Annotated in this window: 25 protein-coding genes; 7 read left to right on the forward strand and 18 right to left on the reverse strand. The window is 64.1% G+C overall.

What is annotated here, in order from left to right; genetic code table 11:
• Positions 1–64: 64 nt before the first annotated feature.
• The 3 genes from ACR0MM_RS03860 to prfA form a co-directional block, all read right to left on the reverse strand.
• Entirely contained in the window at positions 65–637 is a 573-nt protein-coding gene (locus ACR0MM_RS03860) for a DUF4167 domain-containing protein (RefSeq protein WP_480694516.1), read from the reverse strand.
• Between the two features lie 239 nt (positions 638–876).
• A complete protein-coding gene (gene prmC, locus ACR0MM_RS03865; protein ID WP_480694518.1) occupies positions 877–1,722 on the reverse strand; it encodes a peptide chain release factor N(5)-glutamine methyltransferase in 846 nt (281 codons plus the stop codon).
• The gene (gene prfA / locus ACR0MM_RS03870; RefSeq protein ID WP_480695324.1) at positions 1,719–2,774 is read right to left on the reverse strand and encodes a peptide chain release factor 1; all 1,056 of its coding nucleotides are present in this window, start codon (positions 2,772–2,774) and stop codon (positions 1,719–1,721) included. The genes prmC and prfA overlap by 4 nt, the downstream gene beginning before the upstream one ends.
• A gap of 56 nt (positions 2,775–2,830) precedes the next feature.
• Here prfA and ACR0MM_RS03875 point away from each other — a divergent pair, with 56 nt between their 5' ends.
• A complete protein-coding gene (locus tag ACR0MM_RS03875) occupies positions 2,831–3,139 on the forward strand; it encodes a hypothetical protein (RefSeq protein ID WP_425328542.1) in 309 nt (102 codons plus the stop codon).
• Here the strand turns inward: ACR0MM_RS03875 and ACR0MM_RS03880 are convergent.
• The 4 genes from ACR0MM_RS03880 to ACR0MM_RS03895 all read right to left on the reverse strand — a co-directional run bounded on the left by ACR0MM_RS03880 (position 3,065) and on the right by ACR0MM_RS03895 (position 6,732).
• Positions 3,065–3,472 (reverse strand): DUF1499 domain-containing protein, encoded by a 408-nt coding sequence (locus ACR0MM_RS03880; RefSeq protein ID WP_170432269.1) that lies wholly within the window; start codon positions 3,470–3,472, stop codon positions 3,065–3,067. The two genes, ACR0MM_RS03875 and ACR0MM_RS03880, sit on opposite strands and share 75 nt — an antisense overlap.
• Before the next feature lie 66 nt (positions 3,473–3,538).
• Positions 3,539–4,486: an agmatinase gene (gene speB, locus ACR0MM_RS03885; protein WP_170455525.1), complete on the reverse strand. Its 948-nt coding sequence runs from the start codon at positions 4,484–4,486 to the stop codon at positions 3,539–3,541.
• 69 nt (positions 4,487–4,555) lie between these two features.
• Positions 4,556–5,533: an agmatinase gene (gene speB / locus ACR0MM_RS03890; protein WP_480694521.1), complete on the reverse strand. Its 978-nt coding sequence runs from the start codon at positions 5,531–5,533 to the stop codon at positions 4,556–4,558.
• Between the two features lie 35 nt (positions 5,534–5,568).
• Positions 5,569–6,732: a M20 aminoacylase family protein gene (locus ACR0MM_RS03895; RefSeq protein ID WP_480694523.1), complete on the reverse strand. Its 1,164-nt coding sequence runs from the start codon at positions 6,730–6,732 to the stop codon at positions 5,569–5,571.
• A 66-nt stretch (positions 6,733–6,798) separates the two neighbouring features.
• Here ACR0MM_RS03895 and mazG point away from each other — a divergent pair, with 66 nt between their 5' ends.
• The 3 genes from mazG to ACR0MM_RS03910 all read left to right on the forward strand — a co-directional run bounded on the left by mazG (position 6,799) and on the right by ACR0MM_RS03910 (position 9,105).
• Positions 6,799–7,656 carry a nucleoside triphosphate pyrophosphohydrolase gene (gene mazG / locus ACR0MM_RS03900; protein WP_480694525.1) on the forward strand — a complete coding sequence of 286 codons (858 nt, stop codon included), beginning with the start codon at positions 6,799–6,801 and terminating at the stop codon, positions 7,654–7,656.
• A 61-nt stretch (positions 7,657–7,717) separates the two neighbouring features.
• Positions 7,718–8,659 (forward strand): nucleoside hydrolase, encoded by a 942-nt coding sequence (locus tag ACR0MM_RS03905; RefSeq protein WP_480694527.1) that lies wholly within the window; start codon positions 7,718–7,720, stop codon positions 8,657–8,659.
• Entirely contained in the window at positions 8,656–9,105 is a 450-nt protein-coding gene (locus tag ACR0MM_RS03910; protein WP_480694529.1) for a GNAT family N-acetyltransferase, read from the forward strand. The genes ACR0MM_RS03905 and ACR0MM_RS03910 overlap by 4 nt, the downstream gene beginning before the upstream one ends.
• On the opposite strand, the gene ACR0MM_RS03915 is transcribed toward ACR0MM_RS03910, so the two are convergent.
• The 7 genes from ACR0MM_RS03915 to ACR0MM_RS03945 form a co-directional block, all read right to left on the reverse strand.
• On the reverse strand, positions 9,102–9,272 hold the full coding sequence (locus ACR0MM_RS03915; RefSeq protein ID WP_170449771.1) for a hypothetical protein: 171 nt from the start codon (positions 9,270–9,272) through the stop codon (positions 9,102–9,104). The genes ACR0MM_RS03910 and ACR0MM_RS03915 overlap by 4 nt on opposite strands.
• A 134-nt stretch (positions 9,273–9,406) precedes the next feature.
• Positions 9,407–9,949, reverse strand: a complete 543-nt coding sequence (locus ACR0MM_RS03920) for a GNAT family N-acetyltransferase (RefSeq protein ID WP_480694531.1) — start codon at positions 9,947–9,949, stop codon at positions 9,407–9,409.
• 46 nt (positions 9,950–9,995) lie between these two features.
• The gene (gene eno / locus ACR0MM_RS03925; RefSeq protein ID WP_480694533.1) at positions 9,996–11,273 is read right to left on the reverse strand and encodes a phosphopyruvate hydratase; all 1,278 of its coding nucleotides are present in this window, start codon (positions 11,271–11,273) and stop codon (positions 9,996–9,998) included.
• A gap of 135 nt (positions 11,274–11,408) precedes the next feature.
• Entirely contained in the window at positions 11,409–12,293 is an 885-nt protein-coding gene (locus ACR0MM_RS03930; protein WP_480694535.1) for a DMT family transporter, read from the reverse strand.
• Between the two features lie 148 nt (positions 12,294–12,441).
• Complete coding sequence (locus tag ACR0MM_RS03935) at positions 12,442–12,855, reverse strand: Fur family transcriptional regulator (protein ID WP_093962302.1); 414 nt, start codon at positions 12,853–12,855, stop codon at positions 12,442–12,444.
• A gap of 81 nt (positions 12,856–12,936) precedes the next feature.
• Positions 12,937–13,641 carry an endonuclease/exonuclease/phosphatase family protein gene (locus ACR0MM_RS03940; RefSeq protein ID WP_170363302.1) on the reverse strand — a complete coding sequence of 235 codons (705 nt, stop codon included), beginning with the start codon at positions 13,639–13,641 and terminating at the stop codon, positions 12,937–12,939.
• Between the two features lie 86 nt (positions 13,642–13,727).
• Entirely contained in the window at positions 13,728–15,146 is a 1,419-nt protein-coding gene (locus tag ACR0MM_RS03945; RefSeq protein WP_480694537.1) for a protein adenylyltransferase SelO, read from the reverse strand.
• A 66-nt stretch (positions 15,147–15,212) separates the two neighbouring features.
• Between ACR0MM_RS03945 and ACR0MM_RS03950 the strand changes: the two genes are divergently transcribed.
• Both ACR0MM_RS03950 and ACR0MM_RS03955 read left to right on the forward strand, forming a co-directional pair.
• A complete protein-coding gene (locus tag ACR0MM_RS03950) occupies positions 15,213–15,632 on the forward strand; it encodes a cupin domain-containing protein (RefSeq protein WP_170358910.1) in 420 nt (139 codons plus the stop codon).
• A gap of 90 nt (positions 15,633–15,722) precedes the next feature.
• Positions 15,723–17,264, forward strand: coding sequence for a phospholipase D family protein (locus ACR0MM_RS03955; RefSeq protein WP_480694539.1), 1,542 nt, complete (start codon positions 15,723–15,725; stop codon positions 17,262–17,264).
• A gap of 12 nt (positions 17,265–17,276) precedes the next feature.
• Here the strand turns inward: ACR0MM_RS03955 and ACR0MM_RS03960 are convergent, their stop codons facing one another.
• The 3 genes from ACR0MM_RS03960 to ACR0MM_RS03970 form a co-directional block, all read right to left on the reverse strand.
• A complete protein-coding gene (locus tag ACR0MM_RS03960) occupies positions 17,277–17,729 on the reverse strand; it encodes a TspO/MBR family protein (protein WP_480694541.1) in 453 nt (150 codons plus the stop codon).
• A 29-nt stretch (positions 17,730–17,758) separates the two neighbouring features.
• Positions 17,759–18,271, reverse strand: coding sequence for an aggregation factor core (locus tag ACR0MM_RS03965; RefSeq protein ID WP_170446407.1), 513 nt, complete (start codon positions 18,269–18,271; stop codon positions 17,759–17,761).
• A 76-nt stretch (positions 18,272–18,347) separates the two neighbouring features.
• Positions 18,348–19,469, reverse strand: a complete 1,122-nt coding sequence (locus ACR0MM_RS03970; RefSeq protein WP_170446409.1) for an anhydro-N-acetylmuramic acid kinase — start codon at positions 19,467–19,469, stop codon at positions 18,348–18,350.
• A gap of 63 nt (positions 19,470–19,532) precedes the next feature.
• On the opposite strand from ACR0MM_RS03970, the gene tyrS reads away from it, so the two are divergent.
• On the forward strand, positions 19,533–20,783 hold the full coding sequence (gene tyrS / locus ACR0MM_RS03975) for a tyrosine--tRNA ligase (RefSeq protein WP_170372403.1): 1,251 nt from the start codon (positions 19,533–19,535) through the stop codon (positions 20,781–20,783).
• Positions 20,784–20,829: 46 nt separating this feature from the next.
• Here tyrS and ACR0MM_RS03980 read toward each other — a convergent pair whose 3' ends face one another.
• A complete protein-coding gene (locus ACR0MM_RS03980; RefSeq protein WP_480694543.1) occupies positions 20,830–21,531 on the reverse strand; it encodes a GntR family transcriptional regulator in 702 nt (233 codons plus the stop codon).
• Positions 21,532–21,619: the final 88 nt, after the last annotated feature.

Raw genomic sequence — 21,619 nt, forward strand, 5'->3', positions numbered from 1 at the left:
GAACGAAAACGGCCCCGGACATCTCTGACCGGGGCCTTTGAACTCTGTGCGCAACCGCTATGGCTTATTCGGCAGCCTCTGGTGCATCACCGCCGCCTTGGGGGCCCTGCTCTTCTACGGCCTTGGGCTTGCGTGCGCGCGGTCTCCGGGCAGGTTTGTCCTTGCGCTCGGCCGCTTCGGCCTTGGCGCCCGCGCTTTCGGGCGTCTCGACAAGCCCGGATTCAGGAGTATCCGAATCGGCGTTCAGATCAACGATGTCCGGCTGCGGAGCCTCGGCCGGGTCCGCCTGGCGTGCGGCTTCACGTTCCTGCCGTTCCGCCCGCTCCCGATCGCGCTCGGCCTGACGCTCGCGGTTCTGGCGTTCCTGCTCTTCCCGACGCGCTTCCATTTCGCGTTGCGCCTCGCTCAGCAGGCGCAGGTAATGCTCGGCATGTTGCTGAAAGTTTTCGGCAGCGACGCGGTCATTGGCCAGCTGTGCATCGCGCGCCAGCTGGTTGTACTTGTCAATGATCTGCTGCGGCGTGCCGCGCACCTTGCCCTCGGGCCCCGAGCTGTCGAAAACCCGGTTAACGACGTTTCCACCAGAGGGACGATTGCGGTTGTTCTTTGCCCGCGAGCGGGATTTGGAGGATCTCATCTTACTGTACGTCAGCCTTGTCTTGCACTGTCGATCCACCCGTATTCTGCGCTGCTCTGTGGCCTGTGCCGTCACGGGATGTCGACTTTTTTGGGCTTGGCGTCAGGGGTGCGCCGAAGGGGCGTCAACCGCGCTGACTACTCTGAGTAAGCATGTCCTGACGGCGCAGACAAGGGGTTAATACACCAAATGCCGGGTTTTTTACCCCGACCGGCGTAAATCGGCCTCAGAATCCGCGGTTAGCCCGGCATTCTGGCGCCCACCACCCGGTCCCGCCCGTCCAGATCAGGAACCACACGGATATCCGCCAGCCCCGCCGCGTCGAACAACGCGCTAACCGCCTGCGCCTGTGTCGGACCGATTTCCACCAAAAGCCGTCCGCCGGGCACAAGGTGATCAGGGGCGCCGGCCGCAATCCGGCGATAGGCGTCCAGCCCGTCCGCTTCATCCGTCAAAGCCAGGCGCGGCTCGTGCTCGCGCACTTCGGGCGACAAGTCATCCATTTCGTCGAGCGCGATATAGGGCGGATTGGAAACGATCAGGTCGAAATGGCCGCCAATGTATTCAAACCAGTCCGAGCGCTGGATTTCCGCCCGGTCCTGCACCCCATGGGCCAACGCATTGGCGCTGGCCTGCAGGCAGGCGGCCTCGCTCAGATCGACACCCAGCCCGGTTGCGCTGGTGCGCTCCGCCAGCAAGGTGATCAGGATGCAGCCCGAGCCGACGCCCAGATCCAGCACGCGGTCAAACGGCTGGCTCAGGGCCGCTTCGATCAGCGCTTCGGTTTCGGGGCGCGGGTCCAGCACGTCGCGGCTGACGCGGAAGCGCCGGCCGTAGAATTCGCGCTCGCCCAGCAGATGGGAAACAGGCACCCGGATCGCGCGCAGCGACACCAGTTGCTCATACCGTTCGGCGATCTCGGGCGAGAGCTCTTCGGGCGCAATCAGCGTCACGCGGCTGGCCTCGATGCGGGCGGCATGAGCCAGCAGAACCCGGGCGTCCCGCGCCGGGTCGTCCACACCTGCGGCCCGCAGGCGCGCGGTGGCGGCCACCATGGCCTGTGCCGCTGTCAGCGCCGCGATCATTGCGCCATCTCCGCCAACAGGCGCGCCTGATCATCGGCGGTCAGCGCGTCGATCACCTCGTCCAGATCGCCCTGCATGATCTGGTCGAGCTTGTAGAGCGTCAGGTTGATCCGGTGATCAGTCATCCGGCCCTGCGGGAAATTGTAGGTACGGATGCGCTCGGAGCGGTCGCCCGACCCAACCTGGCTGGCCCGGTCGGCCGAGCGTTCACTGTCGATCCGTTGACGTTCGAGGTCATAGAGACGCGTCTTGAGCACCTGCATCGCGATCTCGCGGTTGCGGTGCTGCGATTTTTCGGAACTCGTCACCACGATCCCGGTCGGCAGGTGGGTGATCCGCACCGCCGAGTCGGTGGTGTTCACATGCTGCCCACCCGCGCCCGAGCTGCGCATCGTGTCGATGCGAATGTCATTCGGGTCGATCTGGATATCCACGTCCTCGGCCTCGGGCAGAACCGCCACAGTCGCCGCCGAGGTGTGGATGCGCCCGCCGCTCTCGGTTTCGGGTACACGCTGTACGCGGTGCACGCCGGATTCGTATTTCAGCCGCGCAAAGACGTTGTCGCCCTTGATATGGGCCACCACTTCCTTGATGCCGCCCAGTTCGGTCTGCTGTTCTTCGATGATCTCGAACTGCCAGCCGCGCGCCTCGGCATAGCGCTGATACATCCGCAGCAGGTCGCCCGCGAACAGCGCCGCCTCGTCGCCGCCGGTGCCGGGGCGGATCTCCAGTATCGCCGGCCGCGCATCGGCCGCGTCCTTGGGCAGCAGCGCCAGTTGCAGCGCATGCTCGGCCTCGGGGATGCGCGCCTTGAGCTGCGGGATCTCCTCCTCGGCCAGCTCTTTCATGTCGGGGTCGTCCAGCATCGCCTCGGCCTCGGCCAGATCGGCCCGCAGCTGGCGCCAGGCTGCGATCTGTTCGACCACCGGCTTGAGGTCGGAGTATTCCTTGGCCAAAGCCGCGATATCCCCACCCGCGGCGCCATCGGACATGGCCGCCTCGAGGTACTGGAATCGCTGGGTGATCTGTTCAAGACGTTCTTCGGGGATCATTGGGGCGGTGTCTATCATCCGACGGCGTTGGTCAAGGCCCCGGCTTGTGCTAAGCTATGCCCATGAAACGGATCATGGCCCTGCTGATCGTCTGCGCAACGCCCGGTCTGGCCGATGTCATCGGCCCCGGTGGCAAGGTGCAGGATTGCTATTGCACCGACACCTCCGGCGCGCGGGTGGAACTGGGCGAGATGGTCTGCCTGCAGGTCGATGGCCGCATGTTCATGGCCCAATGCCAGATGTCGCTGAACGTGCCGATGTGGCGCGAGGTGTCTGAGGGGTGCCTGTCTTCAGGACTGCAGAGCCGCCAGCCAACCGTCGACCCGGGTGCGGTTGACGTCGAAATCCCGTCGGCCAAATCGTAACCGTCCATAGATGCGCAACGAGTCGCCGTCCTGCTGGGCGGTAGTGTAGTCGGGAAAGCCGAACACCCGGCTGCGGGACACATAGGTGATCAGGCCCTCATCCACCGATCCGGCCAGCACCGTCGTACGCGGCGTCGACCGCGCCATCTTGTCCAGCCGCGCGAGGCCGTCCGGCCCGGTCTGCACCACGCGGATCACGCCTCCGGGCAGGTCACGATCTGCCTCGGCCACGACTGGCACATGCCAGCGCGCGGGATCGGCCGGTGCCAGCCGCACATAGAGGCCAAGCCCGACAACCGCGGCGACGATCAACCAAAGAACCATGCGTTTCATTCCAATCAGACCTTCCGGCAGAACCCTAGCCGCCCGGCGGTACCTGGCAAGACCTGCCGGCCCCGCTTACCGTGACGTCACACCGGGCAGGATGCACAGCAGCTCGAACAGCAGGTTGGCCGCCGTCAGCGCAGTGTTGCCCGACGGATCATAGGGCGGTGAGACCTCGACCAGGTCGCAGCCGACCACGTTCATGCCCCCCAGCGCGTGGATCAGCTGCAGCGCCTGCGGCGTGGTCAGTCCGCCGATCTCGGGCGTGCCGGTGCCGGGGGCGTAGGCTGGGTCCAGGCTGTCGATGTCGTAGGTGACATAAACCGGATGTTCGCCGATTTCCTTGCGGATCAACGCTCCGATTTGAGTCAGGTTTTGTTGCCACAACTCCCACGCAGGAAACTGCCGGAACCCCCAGCCCTTTGCCTCGGTGAAATCGCTGGCCGCATAGCCCGAGCCGCGGATACCGACCTGAAAGGTCCTGTCGGGCACGATCAGCCCCTCTTCATACGCGCGGCGGAAGACGGTTCCGTGGGTCTCACGCTCACCGAACATCTCGTCATTGACGTCGGCATGGGCGTCCACATGCACCAGGGCAACAGGCCCATGTTTTGCGGCAACGGCCCGCAGAATCGGCAGGGTGATCGAATGATCGCCCCCCATCGCCACCGGGATCACGCCCTGCGCCAGGATCGCGTCATAGCTTTCCTTGATGATCCGAAGGCTGTCGGCCAGCGAGAAGGTGTTGATCGCCAGATCTCCGATATCGGCGATCTGGAGGCTGTCGAAAGGCGCGGCGAAGGTAGCCATGTTGTAGGGCCGGATCATCGCGCTTTCGGCGCGGATCTGCTTGGGGCCGAACCGGGTGCCCGACCGCCATGAGGTTCCGATATCCATCGGCACGCCCAGCACCGCCACGTCCAGCCCCGCCAGCGTATCGGCCGCGGGCAACCGTATGAAGGTGTTCGGCCCGGAAAACCGCGCCAGATCATTGCCGCTGATGGGTTGGTTGTATTGGCTCATGGCGTGCGCGCCCCCTGTCCCGTTGGTTCACCTGATACCGGCCATAGCAAAACCATGGCTAACCAATGGTTAAAGCCGCCCATCTTTCGCCAGCTTGGTCCATCCCAGCAGGCAGATGATCTGGGTCGCCACATGCGCCCCCGCGATCGCCGTTGCACCGGACGTATCATACGGCGGAGACACCTCGACCACGTCGCCGCCCTTGATGTTGATCCCGGCGATGTCGCGCAGGATGATCTGCGCCTGGATCGAGCTGAGCCCACCCCAGACCGGCGTGCCGGTGCCGGGGGCAAAGGCCGGGTCCAGCCCGTCGATATCAAAGCTCAGATAGACAGGACTGTCGCCCAAAATGCCTTTGATCTTCTGCGCCACGGCGGCGGGGCCGGATTCATAGACCTCGCGCGCGTCGATGATGTTGACGCCCAGCGTGTCCTCGTTGGTGGTGCGGATCCCCACCTGAACCGAGCGTTTCGGGTCCACGATTCCCGACTTCACCGCCTTGTAGAACATGGTGCCGTGGTCCACCCGGCTCATGTCGTCATCGGCCCAGGTGTCGGTATGGGCGTCGAACTGCAACAGCGACATCGGGCCGTATTTCTCGGCATAGGCCTTGAGGATCGGAAAGCTGATATAGTGGTCGCCCCCCAGCGTGACCGAGGCCACATCCGCCGCCAGAATGGTGCGGATATGATCGGTCAGCGTGTCGGGAAAGGCCGGGATGTTGGCATAGTCATAGGCCATGTCGCCATAGTCGATGATCGCCAGCTCGCTGAGCGCATCGAAGGGCCAGCCATAAGGCGCATCGGGCGATTGCAGCGCGCTGGCCTCGCGGATCGCGCGCGGGCCCAGACGGGTGCCGGGGCGGTTGGTCACCGCCTGATCGAACGGCACGCCGGTCACCGCGATATCGGCGCCGGTCAGGTCCTTGGTGTACAGCCGCCGCAGAAAGGACGTGGCCCCGCCAAAGGTGTTTTCAAAGCTCAACCCCTTCAGGTCGGGGTTGGTAAAGGCCTCATCGACCTGATTTTTCGCGTCTTCCAATGCCATTTTGGCCCGTTTCCTTCCTGATATCGACCGGACCGTCAGGTCAACGGCTGCGCCTTTTCGACGATGCGCGCAAAGAACGAGGCACCCACCGGTGCGATCTCGTCGTTGAAATTGTACTTGGGGTGGTGCAACCCCGGCCCGTCGCCCTGCCCCAGGAACAGATAGGCGCCCGGACGTTCCTGCAGCATGTACGAGAAGTCTTCGGCCCCCATCTCGCGCCCGGCTTCGGCGATCACCCGATCGGCGCCCGAGACCTCGCGCGCAACCTCGGCGGCGAAACCGGTCTTGTCCGCATCGTTGACCGTGGCCGGATAGCCCACGACATAGTCCAGAGTCGCCGTGACCCCGTAGGATGCCGCCTGCCCCTGCACGATTTCTTCAAGACGAGTCATCACCATCTGCTGCACCGCCGGATCGAAAGTGCGGACGGTGCCGTTCAGATAGGCGGTGTCGGGGATCACATTGTTCACGGTCCCGGTGTGGATCTGGGTGACCGAGATCACCAGATCGTCCAGCGCATAGTGGTTGCGGCTGACGATGGTCTGGATCGCCTGGGCGATTCCGCAGGCGGCCATGACCGGGTCGCGCGTCTCGTGCGGCATGGCACCGTGGCCACCGACGCCCTGAATGTGGATGTCGAACGTATCGACCGCCGCCATGATCGGCCCGGGCGTAGTATAGAATGCGCCCTCGGCAAAGCCCGGCGCGTTGTGCAGGGCATAGACCTGAGCGATGTCGAACCGGTCCATCACACCCTCTTTGACCATGATGTCGGCGCCGCCGCCCTCTTCCTCGGCGGGTTGGAACAGCAACGCCACCCGGCCCCGGAAATTCCGCGTCTCGGCCAGGTACCGCGCCGCGCCCAGCAGCATAGTGGTGTGCCCGTCATGCCCGCAAGCATGCATCATGCCCGGTGTCTTCGAGGCATAGTCCACACCCGTTTCTTCAGCGATCGGCAGCGCATCCATGTCGGCGCGCAGCCCGATCGTGGGGCCATCGCCCTGCCCGGTGATGATCGCCACGATCCCTGTCTGCGCGATCCCTTCGTGCAATTCGTCCACGCCGAATTCACGCAACCGCTCGGCCACGAAGGCTGCGGTCTGGTGGCAGTCGAACTCCAGTTCCGGGATCGTGTGCAGGTGCTGGCGCCATTCGGCCATGTCGGCGGCGTAATCGGCAATGCGGTTGACGACGGGCATCGGGGGTGGACTCCTGATCCAAGCTGCGGGATGGATGCATCTGACACCGGAACAAGGGGCTTCGCAATGGCTGAAAATCCACTGATCCACGATACCGACGCCGGAATCGAGCGGCTGCTGGAGATCATGCGCCGCCTGCGCGACCCGGTAACCGGCTGCCCGTGGGACATCGAACAGGATTTCGCCACCATCGCCCCCTACACGATCGAAGAGGCCTATGAGGTCGCCGACGCCATCGAACGCCAGGCCTGGGACGAGCTCAAGGGCGAGCTGGGCGACCTGCTGTTCCAGTCGGTCTTTCACGCGCAGATGGCCGAAGAGGCCGGGCATTTCACCTTTCAGGACGTGGTGCGCACCATGTCCGACAAGATGGTGGCCCGCCACCCGCATGTTTTCGGCGACGAATCCCGCGACAAGTCTGCCGAACAACAGACCCGCGACTGGGAGGCGATCAAGGCCGCCGAGCGCGCGGGCAAGGAACAAAAGGGCGCGCTGGACGGTGTCGCCGCCAACTTGCCCGCCCTGCTGCGCGCCTACAAGCTGCAGAAACGAGCCGCGCGGGTGGGGTTTGACTGGCCCGATGTCAGCCATGTTCTGGACAAGATCACCGAAGAGGCCGCCGAACTGGCCGAGGCGCGCGACAAGATGGACGCCGACGCGCTCGAGGACGAGTTCGGCGACCTGCTGTTCGTGATCGTCAATCTCGGCCGCCATATGGGCATCGAGCCCGAGGCCGCGCTGCGCCGCACCAACGCCAAGTTCACCCGCCGGTTCGAACAGGTCGAAGCCCGGCTGGCCGCTCGTGGCAAGACGCCGTCAAACAGCACGCTGGAAGAGATGGACGCCCTATGGGACACGGTGAAAACCGAAGAACACCGGGCAAATGGCAAACTCCCGCCGGTGGTCACCGGAACAGGGGCCTGAAACCGCTGGACAAGCGGCGCGCGGATTGACAGTCTCCGCCCTTCAAGACCCCGGAGGCCCCATGACCGCGCGCAAGATCATCATCGACACCGACCCCGGACAGGACGACGCCGTCGCCATCCTGCTGGCCCTGGCCAGCCCCGACGAGATCGAGGTTCTGGGCATCACCGCCGTCGCGGGCAACGTGCCGCTGGAGCTGACCGCCAAGAATGCGCGCATCGTCTGCGAACTGGCCGGTCGCACCGATATTCCGGTCCATGCGGGCTGCGATCGACCGCTGAAACGCCCGCTGATCACCGCCGAGCACGTGCATGGCAAGACCGGGCTGGACGGCCCCGTCCTGCCTGACCCGCAGATGCCGTTGGCCGAGGGGCATGGCGTCGATTTCATCATCGACACTCTGCGCGCGCAGGATCCCGGCACCGTAACACTCTGCCCGCTGGGGCCGCTGACCAACATCGCCACGGCCTTTCAGAAGGCGCCCGACATTGTTGAACGCGTGCAGGAAATCGTGCTGATGGGTGGCGCTTACTTCGAAGTCGGAAACATCACGCCCACCGCTGAATTCAACATCCATGTCGACCCCGAGGCCGCTGATATCGTGTTCAAATCCGGCGTTCCGATCGTGGTGATGCCGCTGGACGTGACGCACAAGGCGCTGGTCACCAAACCGCGCAACGACGCGTTCCGTGCTCTTGGCACCAAGGTCGGCATCGCCGTGGCCGAAATGACTGACTTCTTTGAACGTTTCGACAAGGAAAAATACGGCAGCGAAGGCGCACCACTGCACGATCCCTGCGTGACCGCCTATCTGATCCGCCCCGAGCTGTTCTCGGGCCGTCACGTCAATGTCGAGATCGAAACCCGGTCGGACCTGACCCTTGGGATGACGGTCGCTGATTGGTGGGGCGTCACCGACCGCACGCCCAATGCGCTGTTCATCGGCGACGTGGATGCCGACGGGTTCTTTGCCCTGCTGACCGAACGGCTGGCGCGGCTATGAGCGCCGCTCTGCGCCTTGCCCGCCCCGAGGACCTTGATCGCCTGATGGGCCTGGTCGCCGCCTTTCACGCTGAGGCCGGGATCCAGCAGGACCCCGACCAAAGGCGCGATGCGCTGATGCCTCTGCTGGAAGGCATCCCGCACGGCTGTATCTATCTGATCGGCCCGTCGCGCGCGCCGCTGGGCTATATCATCCTGACCTTTGGTTGGTCGGTCGAGTTCGGGGGGATGGACGGGTTCGTGGACGAAATCTACATCCGGCCGGCCATTCGCGGCCGCGGAATCGCCACCGAGGTTTTATTGGACTTGCCCAAAGCGCTGGCGGGTGCCGGCCTGACGGCCCTGCATCTGGAAGTGGATCGAACCAACGAGGCCGCGCAGAAACTCTACCTTCGGACCGGTTTCAAACCGCGCGACCGTTACATGTTGATGAGCAAAAAGCTCTAGCGTGATTCACCGCGGAAGATCAGCCCGGGATTGTAGTACATTTCTTGCACCGGATCGTTCTGCGACACCGGCTCGCCGGTGATCGGGTAAGTGTCAGGACCTGCGCAGGCCGCCAGAACCCCGACGGAAAGCACGGAAATAATGAGAAGGATTCTTGAAGCGGACATCACGTTCTCCTTTTCTGCTGTACCGTCAAGCTACGCCCGACACCGTCACACTTGTAGGAACAAGTTCACACATAATCACATTTATGTTTGCATTTTTTCTCCCTGCCTGCCCCGAACTCTGGGTTTAAGGGAGATTACCCTGCAATTCCATCGGGTTCGGCGGCGTCGCCCGTCAGCGACATTTCGAAGAATAACAGCTGACCCTGGGCGATTTCAGGAATATCCGAATAGGCATCGCGCAGCTTGAACCCCAGAGACAGATACAGCCGAGTCGCCGCTTCCAGCGGTTTCCCGGTGTCCATCCGGATCAACTCAAACCCGTCCTTGCGGCACTGAGCGATCAGCGCCTGCATGATCGCACACCCCGCACCCGTGCCCCGAGCGTCATCGGTCACGAACACGCGCTTGATCTCGGCGATACCCGGACCGATCGTCTGAAACATCCCGCAGCCGACCGCCAGCCCGTCCAGCATCGCCAGCCGGGTCCCGCCCTTGGGAGGCATATGCTCGACTTCGATGGCGGACAGAACAGCCGCATATTTCTCGGGTGGATAGAACGTGTTCACGACCTGCCGCGATCGTTCATCCAACGTCAGCAAATAGGCGTGATAATCCCAACACAAACGCCGGACAGCATCGAACTGGTCCGGCGTTTTAGGTTCAACGATACTTAGCATGACGGACCCCCGGTCAATGTCGGGGATCAGCCTAACAGCTTGCGGCTTACTTGCGAAGGATCGAACGCCCCGCGTATACCGCGACCTCGCCCAGCGTTTCCTCGAGGCGGATCAGCTGGTTGTACTTGGCCAGCCGGTCCGACCGCGCCAGCGAGCCGGTCTTGATCTGACCGCAGTTGGTCGCCACGGCCAGATCGGCGATGGTGGCGTCCTCGGTCTCGCCCGAGCGGTGCGACATCACGTTGGTATAGCCGGCCCGGTGCGCCATATCCACGGCGCGCAGGGTCTCGGTCAGCGAACCGATCTGGTTCACCTTGACCAGCATCGAGTTGGCGCAGCCTTTTTCGATACCCTCCGCCAGTCGCGCCGGGTTGGTCACGAACAGGTCGTCACCCACCAGTTGCACCTTGCCGCCCAACTCGTCGGTCAGCGCCTTCCAGCCGTCCCAGTCATCCTCGGACATGCCGTCCTCGATCGAGATGATCGGATAGTCGTTCACCAGCGCCGCCAGATAGGCCACGTTCTCGTCGCTGGTGAGCGTCTTGCCCTCGCCCGCCAGAACGTACTTTCCGTCCTTGAAATATTCGGTCGCGGCGCAATCCAGCGCCAGGTAGATCTCGTCACCCGGCTTGTAGCCTGCCTTCTCGATCGACTTGAGGATGAAATCCAGCACCTCGCGGGTCGAGGCGATGTTGGGGGCAAACCCGCCCTCGTCGCCGACACCGGTGGCCAGCCCGGCGGCCGATAGTTCCTTTTTCAGAGTGTGGAACACTTCCGAACCCATGCGCACCGCCTCGCGGATGTTGCTGGCGGCCACGGGCATGATCATGAATTCCTGGATGTCGATCGGGTTGTCGGCATGTTCGCCGCCATTGATGATGTTCATCATCGGCACCGGCAGAACCCGCGCCGAGGTTCCGCCCACATAGCGATAGAGCGGCTGGGTGGTGAAATCCGCCGCCGCCTTGGCCACCGCGAGCGACACGCCCAGAATTGCGTTCGCACCCAGACGGCCCTTGTTGGGTGTGCCGTCCAGCTCGATCATCGCGGCGTCGATCGCCACCTGCTCGGTCGCGTCAAAGCCCACCAGCTCTTCGGCGATCTCGCCGTTCACGGCGGCCACGGCTTCGAGCACGCCCTTGCCCATGTAACGGGACGTGTCGCCATCGCGCTTTTCCACCGCCTCATATGCGCCGGTCGATGCGCCCGAAGGCACGGCCGCCCGGCCCATGGTGCCGTCTTCCAGAACCACGTCCACCTCGACGGTGGGGTTGCCCCGGCTGTCCAGGATTTCGCGTGCGTGGATGTCGATGATGGTGCTCATGATACCGGTCCCTGAGAATGCGTTCGGTTGCATGCCTCATACCAGCACGCGGGGAAAAGTAAACCGGGTCCGTTATCGCTAACACGCATATTTTCCGGCCTTTAGCGCCAACAGCGGCGTGTTTGCGCCAACAGGTCAGCAGACCGCCGGGGCCATGGCCCGCGCAATGCGCCGTTCGCGGATGAACGTGTACATGCCCGACCCGATGATCAGCGACGCGCCGATCATGGTCATCAGGTCCGGGCGTTCGCCGAACATCCACATCCCCGCCAGGATCGAAAACAGCAGCCGCGTATAGCGGAACGGCGTCAGGGCCGAGGCCTCGCCCACGCGCATTGCGGTCACGATCCCCAGATAGCCTAGAACACCAAAACCAACGGCACCGACATAGGGTCCGATCTGCGCCATCTGCAGCGGCGCCAGAGGCTGCGCCGAGGTCAGCATCAGCACGCAGCCGGCAATCGCGACCGCTGCATAGGCCTGCAGCGCCACCACGGCCGAGGCCACTCGCGCATCCAGCCGACGGGTGATCAGATCCCGCGCGGCGATCGCAATGACGCTGGCCACCACGAACAGAGCCTCGGGCCGAAACCCGTCCAGACCGGGGCGGATGATCATCAGAACGCCGATGAACCCGACACCGATTGCGCTCCAACGGCGCCAGCCGACCTGTTCGCGCAGGAAGAGAGCGGCCCCCATCGTGACCACCAGCGGCATCGCCTGGAACACGGCCGCAACGGTCGACAGGTCGACCAGAGACAAGGCGGTAACAAAACTCAGCGCCCCGACCGCCTCGGTGCACGCGCGGATCACGAACAGCGGTTGCCAGGCCGCCGCGTCAAAGATCGGTTTGCGTGTCACGATGGCCATGGCGGCAAAGACAAGTGCGCAGAACAGCCCCAGCACGATCATGACCTGACCGGTCGGCACGGTGACCGACAGATGCTTGATGAACATGTCCTCAAGCGTGAAGGCGGCCATAGCGCCGATGACCAGCAGGATGCCGTTCGCGTTGTTCATGTCATTGCCTATTGATTTCGGACGGCCAAATTGCCGCGTCGCAACGCAGAAGACCCGGATCGCGCCGCCGTGGCAAGCGCGAAGAGGGCTTGGAATCATGAATAGATTTTAGATGACCAATCGCTTTTGGTGATGTGTCCCGACCGGATCAGTCCTTATCCAGCGGAACTCCGTACAATTCCAGCCGATGACCTTTCAGGCGATAGCCCAGCTTCGAGGCGATCTTTTCCTGCAGGGCTTCGATCTCGGGGTCCACGAACTCAATCACCTCGCCCGAGTTCATGTCGATCAGGTGATCGTGGTGGTCGCGTTCGGCGTCCTCATAGCGCGCGCGCCCATCGCCGAATTCCAGACGTTCGAGAATGCCGGCCTCCTCGAAAAGTTTGACGGTGCGATAGACGGTTGCGATCGAAATGCCCGCATCCAACGCCGAGGCGCGTGCGTACAATTCCTCGACATCGGGATGATCATCACTGTCCTGCAGTACCTGCGCGATGGTTCGACGCTGGCCGGTCATGCGCAGGCCTTTGGCTTCGCAACGCGCGATGATCGTGTCCGCCATGTCATCCCCCAGAATCCGTTCGGGTTTCTGTCTTAGTACGTCCACGCGGATTTCGCCACTGTGATTTGCGCCCGCTGCGCCCTAGCCCGCAAGCCGCAGATCGGCCCAGACCGGCAGGTGGTCCGATGCGATATGCGCGGGCCGTTCCCCATGCACGCCGTGGGCCAGCGCCTCGAGCCCGCCGCCCAGCGCGATCCGGTCCAGCGCGCCCAGAGGCTGCGCGGCGGGAAAGCTAGGCACAGGCGGCAGGAACCGCATGTCGGGAGCCAGGCGGTCAAGGATCGGCTGACGCGACCATTCGTTGAAATCCCCTGCCCAGACGGTTGGCATCCGGTCCAGCGCGCGGCCGTCCTGCCGTAGGTGGATGATCTGCTGACGGCGCCAGGCCGAGAACAGCCCCAGATGCATCCCCATCACCCGCAAAGGTCCGATATGGGTGTCGAACTCGACCCGGACCGCCCCGCGCGGCTCCAGCCCCGGCAGATCGTGATGCGCGGCGCGGCGCACCTGAATGTGGTCTCCCCGCCAGATCACCGCGTTGCCATGCCAGCCCAGACTGCCCGCACCGCCCAGATCGACGATCTTCCACCCGGCCTCGTCCAACATGAAATGCGGCAGCGCCGCCGGGCGCGGCGGCAGGCGTTTGTCGGCCTCTTGAAGCACCACGATATCGGCGCCCAGCCGGTCCAGCACCTGCAGGATGCGCTGCGGCTGGCGTCGCAGGTCCAGTCCGACGCATTTCTGGATGTTGTAGCTGGCAAGGCGCAGCTTGGGCAAAGTGGTCATCGGTTTTCTACGGTTGTACCCCGTCAGGATTCGCAGGATCGCGCCCGGACGCAAGCCGATAGTTCAGCACAGTTGCCGAAACCCGCTCAGGTGCCGCAAAAGGTGGCATGCACCACCTCGTCCTGCGTGGGCGGGCGCCTCAGGTCGGCGGCGTCGGGCTGGTCGTCATAGGGCCGGGCCAACACTGCGTTCAGCCGGTGGAACGGGCCATAGTCGCCCTGAACGGCGGCCTGGATCATCTGCTCGACCCGGTGGTTGCGCGGGATGAAGGCCGGGTTGGCCGCGTGCATCACCGCGGCCGGGTCCGCCTCGCGCGTCAGCCGCGCGCGCCACCCCTCGGCCCAGCCGTCAAAAGCCGCCGGATCGGTGAACTGGTCCCGCGCCGCATCGCTGCCCAGCGCGCGGAAGGTATTGGTGAAATCGGCCTGATTCTGCGCCATCCGCGTCAGCAGGTCCGAGATCAGTGCAAGGTCGCCATCCTCCTCGGTGGTCAGGCCGATCTTGGTCCGGAACCGGCGCAGCCAGTGCTGCTGCATCAAATCGGGCATGGCGTGCACGATCTCGGTCGCCTCTTCCACGGCAGCCTGCTTGTCCTCGATCTGCTGGATCAGCGCCGTCGCCAGCTGCGCCAGGTTCCACACCGAGATCTCGGGCTGGTTGGAATAGGCATAGCGCCCCATCCGGTCGATCGAACTGTAGACGGTGTTCGGATGATAGCTGTCCATGAAGGCGCAGGGGCCATAGTCGATGGTTTCGCCCGAAATGGCGCAGTTATCGGTGTTCATCACCCCGTGGATGAAGCCCACCGCCATCCACTGCGCGATCAGCGCGGCCTGCGCGTCACGCACGGCGCGCAGCAGGCCCATCGGCCCGACGGCGTCCGGGTAGTGGCGCGCGATGGCATAGTCGGTCAGCCGCTGCAGGTCGGCGATCTGGCCGCGTGCGGCGAACACCTGGAACGTACCCACCCGCAGATGGCTTTGCGCCACGCGGGTCAGTACCGCGCCGGGCATCGGGCCCTCGCGCAGCACGACCTCACCGGTTTCCACCGCCGCCAGCGCCCGCGTGGTGGGAATGCCCAGCGCATGCATCGCCTCGGACACGACATATTCGCGCAGAACCGGCCCCAGCCAGGCCCGCCCGTCCCCCTGCCGCGAAAACGGCGTGCGCCCCGAGCCCTTGAGCTGAATGTCGCGGCGGATCCCGTCCGTGCCCACCACCTCGCCCAGCAGCACCGCGCGCCCATCGCCCAGCTGCGGGTTGTAATTGCCGAACTGGTGGCCTGAATACAGCTGCGCCAGCGGCTCGGCCCCGTCCGGCAGCGTATTGCCCGCAAAAACCTCGGCCATGTCCTGCGCGTCACCGGGCGAGATGCCCAGCACCCGCGCCAGATCGTCATTGAAGGCCACCAGCCGCGGCGCGCGCACGGGTTCGGGCGACTGGCGCGCATAAAAGGCGCCGGGCAGCCGGGCATAGGAATTGTCGAAGGGGATCGTCAGGGTCATGGCGCAAACATATGATCTGTGCGCAGTATTGCCAGCACCAAATCCCATCGCCGTGAAAGGCCCGCCATGACCGCCGACCAGATCATCGACCACCTGCAACTGCAGCCCCACCCCGAAGGCGGCTGGTATGCCGAGACCTGGCGCGCAGACAACACAGGCCGCCCCACCGCGACTTGCATCTATTTCCTGCTGAAACGGGACGAGGCCAGCCACTGGCACCGGGTCGATGCAACCGAGATCTGGCTGTTTCACGCCGGCGCGCCGCTGATCCTGTCGATCAGCGAAACCGATACCGGACCGGCAAGCGATCACATGCTGTCCCCTGACCTGAGCGCGGGCGCGCCGCAGGTCATCGTACCCGCCGGGCATTGGCAGGCTGCCCGCAGCACCGGGGACTACACGCTGGTCAGCTGCGTCGTCTCGCCGGGGTTTCAGTTCGACGGGTTCGAATTGGCGCCGCCGGAGTTCGACATTCCCAGGAACTAAACCTCAAGCCCCTGCCGAACCATGCTTGAACTTGCCCTGCCCGATGCGGCAAGGTTCGCGTGTGTATGATTGGGCAAAGACGAGGGCGCGATGCGGCTGATCAAGAATTTGGTGACCGTGGCTGTGATCCTCGGCCTGGGCGTGCTTGGGATGCGGTTGGCTTTTCCGCTGCCCGAGACCAATTTCTCGGAGCGGACATACCGCCAACCCGCGGATTGGACTGGTCCGCTGGGCCAAGCCATCGAGCCGGCGATGCAGCGCAACCCCGGACTGGACGGCGTCCGCCCCCTTGGTCAGGGGCATACCGCATTTGCTGCCCGCGCCATTCTCGCGCGTGAGGCGGTCTCGTCCATAGATGCCCAATACTACATCTGGCAGGATGACGTGACCGGCCTGATGTTGCTGGACGAATTGCGTGCGGCGGCGGAACGGGGCGTACGCGTGCGCCTTCTGGTCGATGACAACGGCATCTCGGGGCTGGACCCGCTTCTGGCTGAACTGGATGCCATGCCAACGGCCCATGTCCGCATCTTCAACCCGTTCACGCTGCGCAATCCCAAGCTGCTGTCCTATGCGTTCGATTTCGGCCGGTTGAACCGCCGCATGCATAACAAGTCCATGACGGTGGACGGTGTGGCCACGATTGTCGGGGGCCGAAACATCGGCGACATCTATTTCGACTACGGTGCCGGGACGCACTATCTGGATGTCGATACCATCGCGATCGGTCCGATCGTGGACGAGGTTGCAGCATCGTTCGATGCCTACTGGAACAGCGGCTCGGCCTATGATGCCGCGTTGTTCCTGCCCGCTGCGACCGACCCAAGCCTGAAAGCACTGGCCGAGGCCGCGCGTCAGACCGCGGCCGGGGCCGGATACCAAAAGGCGATCCGCGACAATGAGCTGGCCGACCGCATCGCCGCCCGCGATCTGCCGTTCGAATGGAGCGCGGTCGAACTTTTTGTCGATGACCCGGCCAAGGGGCTTGGAGAGGTCGAGGACGAGAACCTCATGGTCGAGCGTCTCATCACCTTTGCCGAAAGCTCGGAGACTTCGCTCGATCTGGTCTCGGCCTATTTCATTCCCGGTCCCCGCGGGGCCGAGCTGCTCGAGCGGTTGTCGTCATCCGGGGTCAAAGTCCGGGTCCTGACCAACTCACTGGATGCGACCGATGTGATGCCGGTTCATGCGGCCTACATGGCCTATCGCGACGACCTGCTGGCAAGCGGGGTTCAGTTGCTGGAGCTGCGCGCGTTGCGCGACGAGCACAAGGAACGCAGCCTGCCCGAAATTCTTGCAGGCTCCGCCTCGGGCCTGCATGCAAAAGTGTTTGGCTCGGATGGCAAACGGATCTTCATCGGCTCATACAATCTGGACCCGCGTTCGGCCCGGCTGAACACCGAGATGGGGCTGCTGATCGAGAGCCCCACGATCGCGACAGATCTGGCCCGGCAACTGGACACGCCGGAATTTGCCTATCGCGTCGAGATGGATGATGACGGTGGGCTGGTCTGGGTTCAGCAGACCAAGGACGGGACGACCACGACCTTTGAGACCGACCCGAACACCTCTCGGTTCCAGCGCGGCCTTGCCGCCGTCGTCAGGTGGCTGCCGGTCGAGTGGATGCTCTGACCACCGCCGGCGTCAGTTCAGGACCGCGGTCGACAGGTTCAGAACAGTCGCAAACGCCACCCATGCCAGATAGGGCACGAACGCCCATGCCGAAACGCGATCCACCGGGCGGACACGTGTGATGAACAGAACAATCACCACCAGAAGCGCCAGGATCACTACCAATGCCAGCCAAGGTTGGTGCAGCACGAAGAATGCGGGCGACCACAGGAAGTTCAGGCCCAGCTGCGCCCACCACAGGCGCATTGCGGGCGATCCCCGGTCGCGTTCGAACTGCCGCCATCCCGCCATCGCGATCAGGACGTACAGAACCGTCCAAACCGGGCCGAACACCCAGCCCGGCGGGTTGAAGACCGGTTTGTTCAGGTTCGCGTACCACTCACCCGGCCCCGTCAGGGTACCGATCAGTATGCCGCCTCCCAGTACCAGAACCAGAAATGCGATACGTGTCAGGGTCTTTGTCATGCCGGTTCCATCCGCAGGTGCACTGCCGCTCAGCAGGTCCCGACCGGTATAGCCGCGCGGGCCGCCGACGAAAAGACACCACGCTGCGGGTTCTTCGCGCCTTCCAGAGAGACCGTCGCGCCCTGAATCTCGGCCCCCGACACGGTGATCTCGCGTCCGCCGCCCGTGTCATCCACGTCGATCGTAAAGGCGATTTCCGCACCGGGCGGCATGGCCCGGATGTCCAGATCGACCATCGACTGCCCGTCCTGAACCTGAGGCAACCCGTTCAGATACTCGGACCCCGAAACCATCTCAAACGGCTGAAACACTTCGACCCCTGCCCCCGCGCCAGTGACATCAAAGATCAGCCCGCCCTGCGACGAGGACAAATCCAGACGCACCGTTGCAGCAGACAGGCTGCAATCGCTGGCGTTGCGAAGAACGAAGCGGTCCTTTGGCGCTCCCTCGACGAACTCAACCTGCACATCAGCCATGGCGGGCACTGCGAGCATGAACGCGACGGCACAACCGGCCGCATTTTTGACAAGGGAACCGATCATCTTCATCTCCGGCGTTGTTGTGGCTACTGCTACAATTACGCCCGAGCGCCTTGGCAGGATCATTTTTCGCCGCGTTTCAGCGCGGTGCGCCCTGCGACACCCGGCTGACCGTGCCCCCGCCGACCAACGCCTTGACCCCGGTGGTACCCGGGCAAGAGGTCGGCATTCCCCGCGCCACACGCACCGCCAGATAGGCAAAAGCCTGCGCCTCGAGCATATCGCCATCCAACCCTACGGCTTCGACAGGATCGACCGGGCAGTCCAGCGCCACGCGCAGCATCTCCATCAAGACCGGGTTCCTGCGCCCGCCGCCGGTGACCAGTACCCGCGCGGGCGGTTTGGGGCAATGCTCCATCCCCTGCACCACCCCGGCGGCGCTCATGCCCGTCAGGGTGGCGACGGCGTCGGCGTCGCTCAATTCCTTCACCAGGCCGATCATCTCGGCGAAATCGTTGCGGTCCAGAGATTTGGGCGGCAGGCGGTTGAAATAGGGCTCGGCCAGAAACAGCTCCAGCGCCCCGGTCTCGACCGTGCCCTGCCGGGCCAGCGCACCGTCGCGGTCCATCGGCAGACCCAGACGCGCCTGCACCAGGTCGTCGATCGGCGCATTGGCCGGGCCGGTGTCAAAGGCCAACAGCGCACCCGGTGCCTCGGGTCCGTCAAAGGACGGGTCCACATAGGTCAGGTTGCCGACACCGCCCAGGTTCAGAAAGCACACGGGCGCCGTGGCCCCGACGTATTTTGCGCAGGCAAAGTGGAAGAACGGCGCCAGTGGCGCGCCCTCGCCGCCCATGGCCACGTCATCGCTGCGGAAATCCCAGACCACGGGCACACCCAGCGCGACCGCCAGCCCTTCGCCATCGCCCACCTGCAACGTGCCCTTTCCCCGCGGCTCATGCGCAAGGGTCTGGCCGTGAAAGCCGATCAGCTCCACGTCCTCGAATTCCGACAGCAACTCGGCATGGGCGCGGGTCACCAGGTCTTCGGCGGCGTGCACCTCGGGGCCGCTCCATTTTCCCAGCGCGGCGCGCAGCAGCTTGCGCTCGTCCTCGGTATAGGGCCGGTAGGCACTGTCGCCGAACCGCAGGATCTGCCGCCCGTCGGTTTCCACCACCGCCGCGTCGACCCCATCGAGCGAGGTGCCCGACATGGCCCCCAGTGCCCGCACTGCCCCAACTTTGCCTCGGGCCTTATTCATGGCCTTTTCCTTCCCTCGTTCGCCGCCTATAACGTGCCCCGCAATTCAACCCCGAGGCAAGACATGACGTATCACCCCAAATCGGATTTCATCGCCACGATGATCGAGCGCGGCTTTCTGGCCGATTGCACCGATTATCAGGGCCTTGACGATGCTCTGACAAGCGGGGTGCAGACAGCCTATATCGGGTATGACGCCACCGCCCAGTCCCTGCATGTCGGGCATCTGATGAACATCATGGTTCTGCGCTGGTTCCAGAAGCTGGGGCACAAGCCGATCACCCTGATGGGGGGCGGCACCACCAAGGTGGGCGATCCGTCTTTCCGCTCGGACGAACGCCCCCTGCTGGGCCCCGAGCAAATCGACGCCAACATCGCCGGCATGCAGAAGGTGTTCGACAAGTACCTGTCTTATGACGACAGCGGCACCGGCGCGCTGATGCTGAACAATGCCGAATGGCTGGACGACCTGAACTACCTCGATTTCCTGCGGGACATCGGGCGGCATTTCTCGGTCAACCGGATGCTATCCTTTGAATCGGTGAAATCGCGGCTGGACCGGGAGCAATCCCTGTCGTTCCTCGAGTTCAACTACATGATCCTGCAGGCCTATGACTTTCTGGAGCTGAACCGTCGTTACAGCTGCATCCTGCAGATGGGTGGATCGGACCAGTGGGGCAACATCGTCAATGGCATCGACCTGACCCGACGCGTGCTGGATCATGAGATCTATGGCCTGACCACGCCCCTGCTGACCACCAGCGACGGGCGCAAGATGGGCAAAAGCCAGGGCGGCGCCATCTGGCTGAACGGCGACATGCTGTCGCCCTACGAGTTCTGGCAGTTCTGGCGCAACACTACTGACGCCGACGTGGGCCGCTTCCTGAAGATCTTCACCGAACTTCCGGTGGACGAATGCGACCGCATGGGCGCGCTGCAAGGGTCCGAGATCAACGAGGCCAAGATCCGTCTGGCCAACGAGGTGACGACACTGCTGCACGGGCCCGAGGCCGCGGCCAAGGCCGAGGCCACCGCGCGCGAAGTGTTCGAAAAGGGCGGTGTGGGCGGCGACCTGCCTACCCTGACTCTGACCGCCGAAGATCTGGGCGACGGCATATCGATCGTGCAGCTGATCGTGAAGTCGGGCCTGGCGAAATCGGGCAAAGAGGCCAAGCGCCTGATCTCCGAAAACGGCGCCCGTCTGGACGACGCACCGCTGACCGATGCGGGGCTCATGATCGACGCAGCGGCCCTTTCCTCGCCCATCAAGCTGAGCGCGGGCAAGAAGCGGCACGCGCTGGTGCAGCTGGGCTGAACCGCCTGCCCCCGAACACGACGGCCGCCTTCGGGCGGCCGTTTTTCTATCCGCGTTCGACCGAGCCCAGCGGCAGGTCCAGACCGGCCGGCGTCACGAACAGCTCGATCTGATCGCGCGACAGCGCCCAGTGATCGGCCGCCAGCTGCCCCGCCGCCGCCTCGTCGCGCGCCTCGATCGCGGCAATGATGGCGTCATGCTGGTCGCAGGCCAGAGCCAGGCTTTCGCCCATCCCGGCCTGACCCGGGCGGTAGAAGGTCATGCCAATACGCGCATGGTCGATCAGCAGCCGCTGAAACGACGGCAGCAGGTACACATTCGCCGCCATCTCGCCAGTGATCTCGTGGAACTGGTTGTTGGCCAGCGCGCGATCTTCGGCCGAGCCCTTCCGCAGCGTTTCCCGAAAAGCCGCCTGCGCCGCCTTCAACCGGTCGATCTGGTCACCTGTGGTGTTCTGCGCCGCCAGCCGCAGCACCGCGCCATAGATCATCGGCGCCACCAGGAAGAAATCGCGCAACGTGGCATAGGACATCTGCGACACCCGCGCGCCCCGGTTTTCACGCAGTTCAAGATAGCCCTGCCCGGCCAGATGCCGGAACACCTCGCGCAGGGGCGTGCGCGACAAGCCGAACGCCTCGGACAGCTGCGCCTCGTCCAAGTCATCGCCGGGGCGCAGTTTCAGCGTCATCACCGCCGCCTTCAGATGCGCGGCCAGCGCCGCCTTGCGGCTTTTCGTGTCCTCTTTCATCCCCAACCTTCGCTTTGGTCGAATCGCGACACCCAGGATGTCGCCCCTGCTCTTGCCCGATAAAATGCACCTTGTACACAATCAGCCT

Source organism: Ruegeria sp. BC6 (assembly GCF_056539185.1).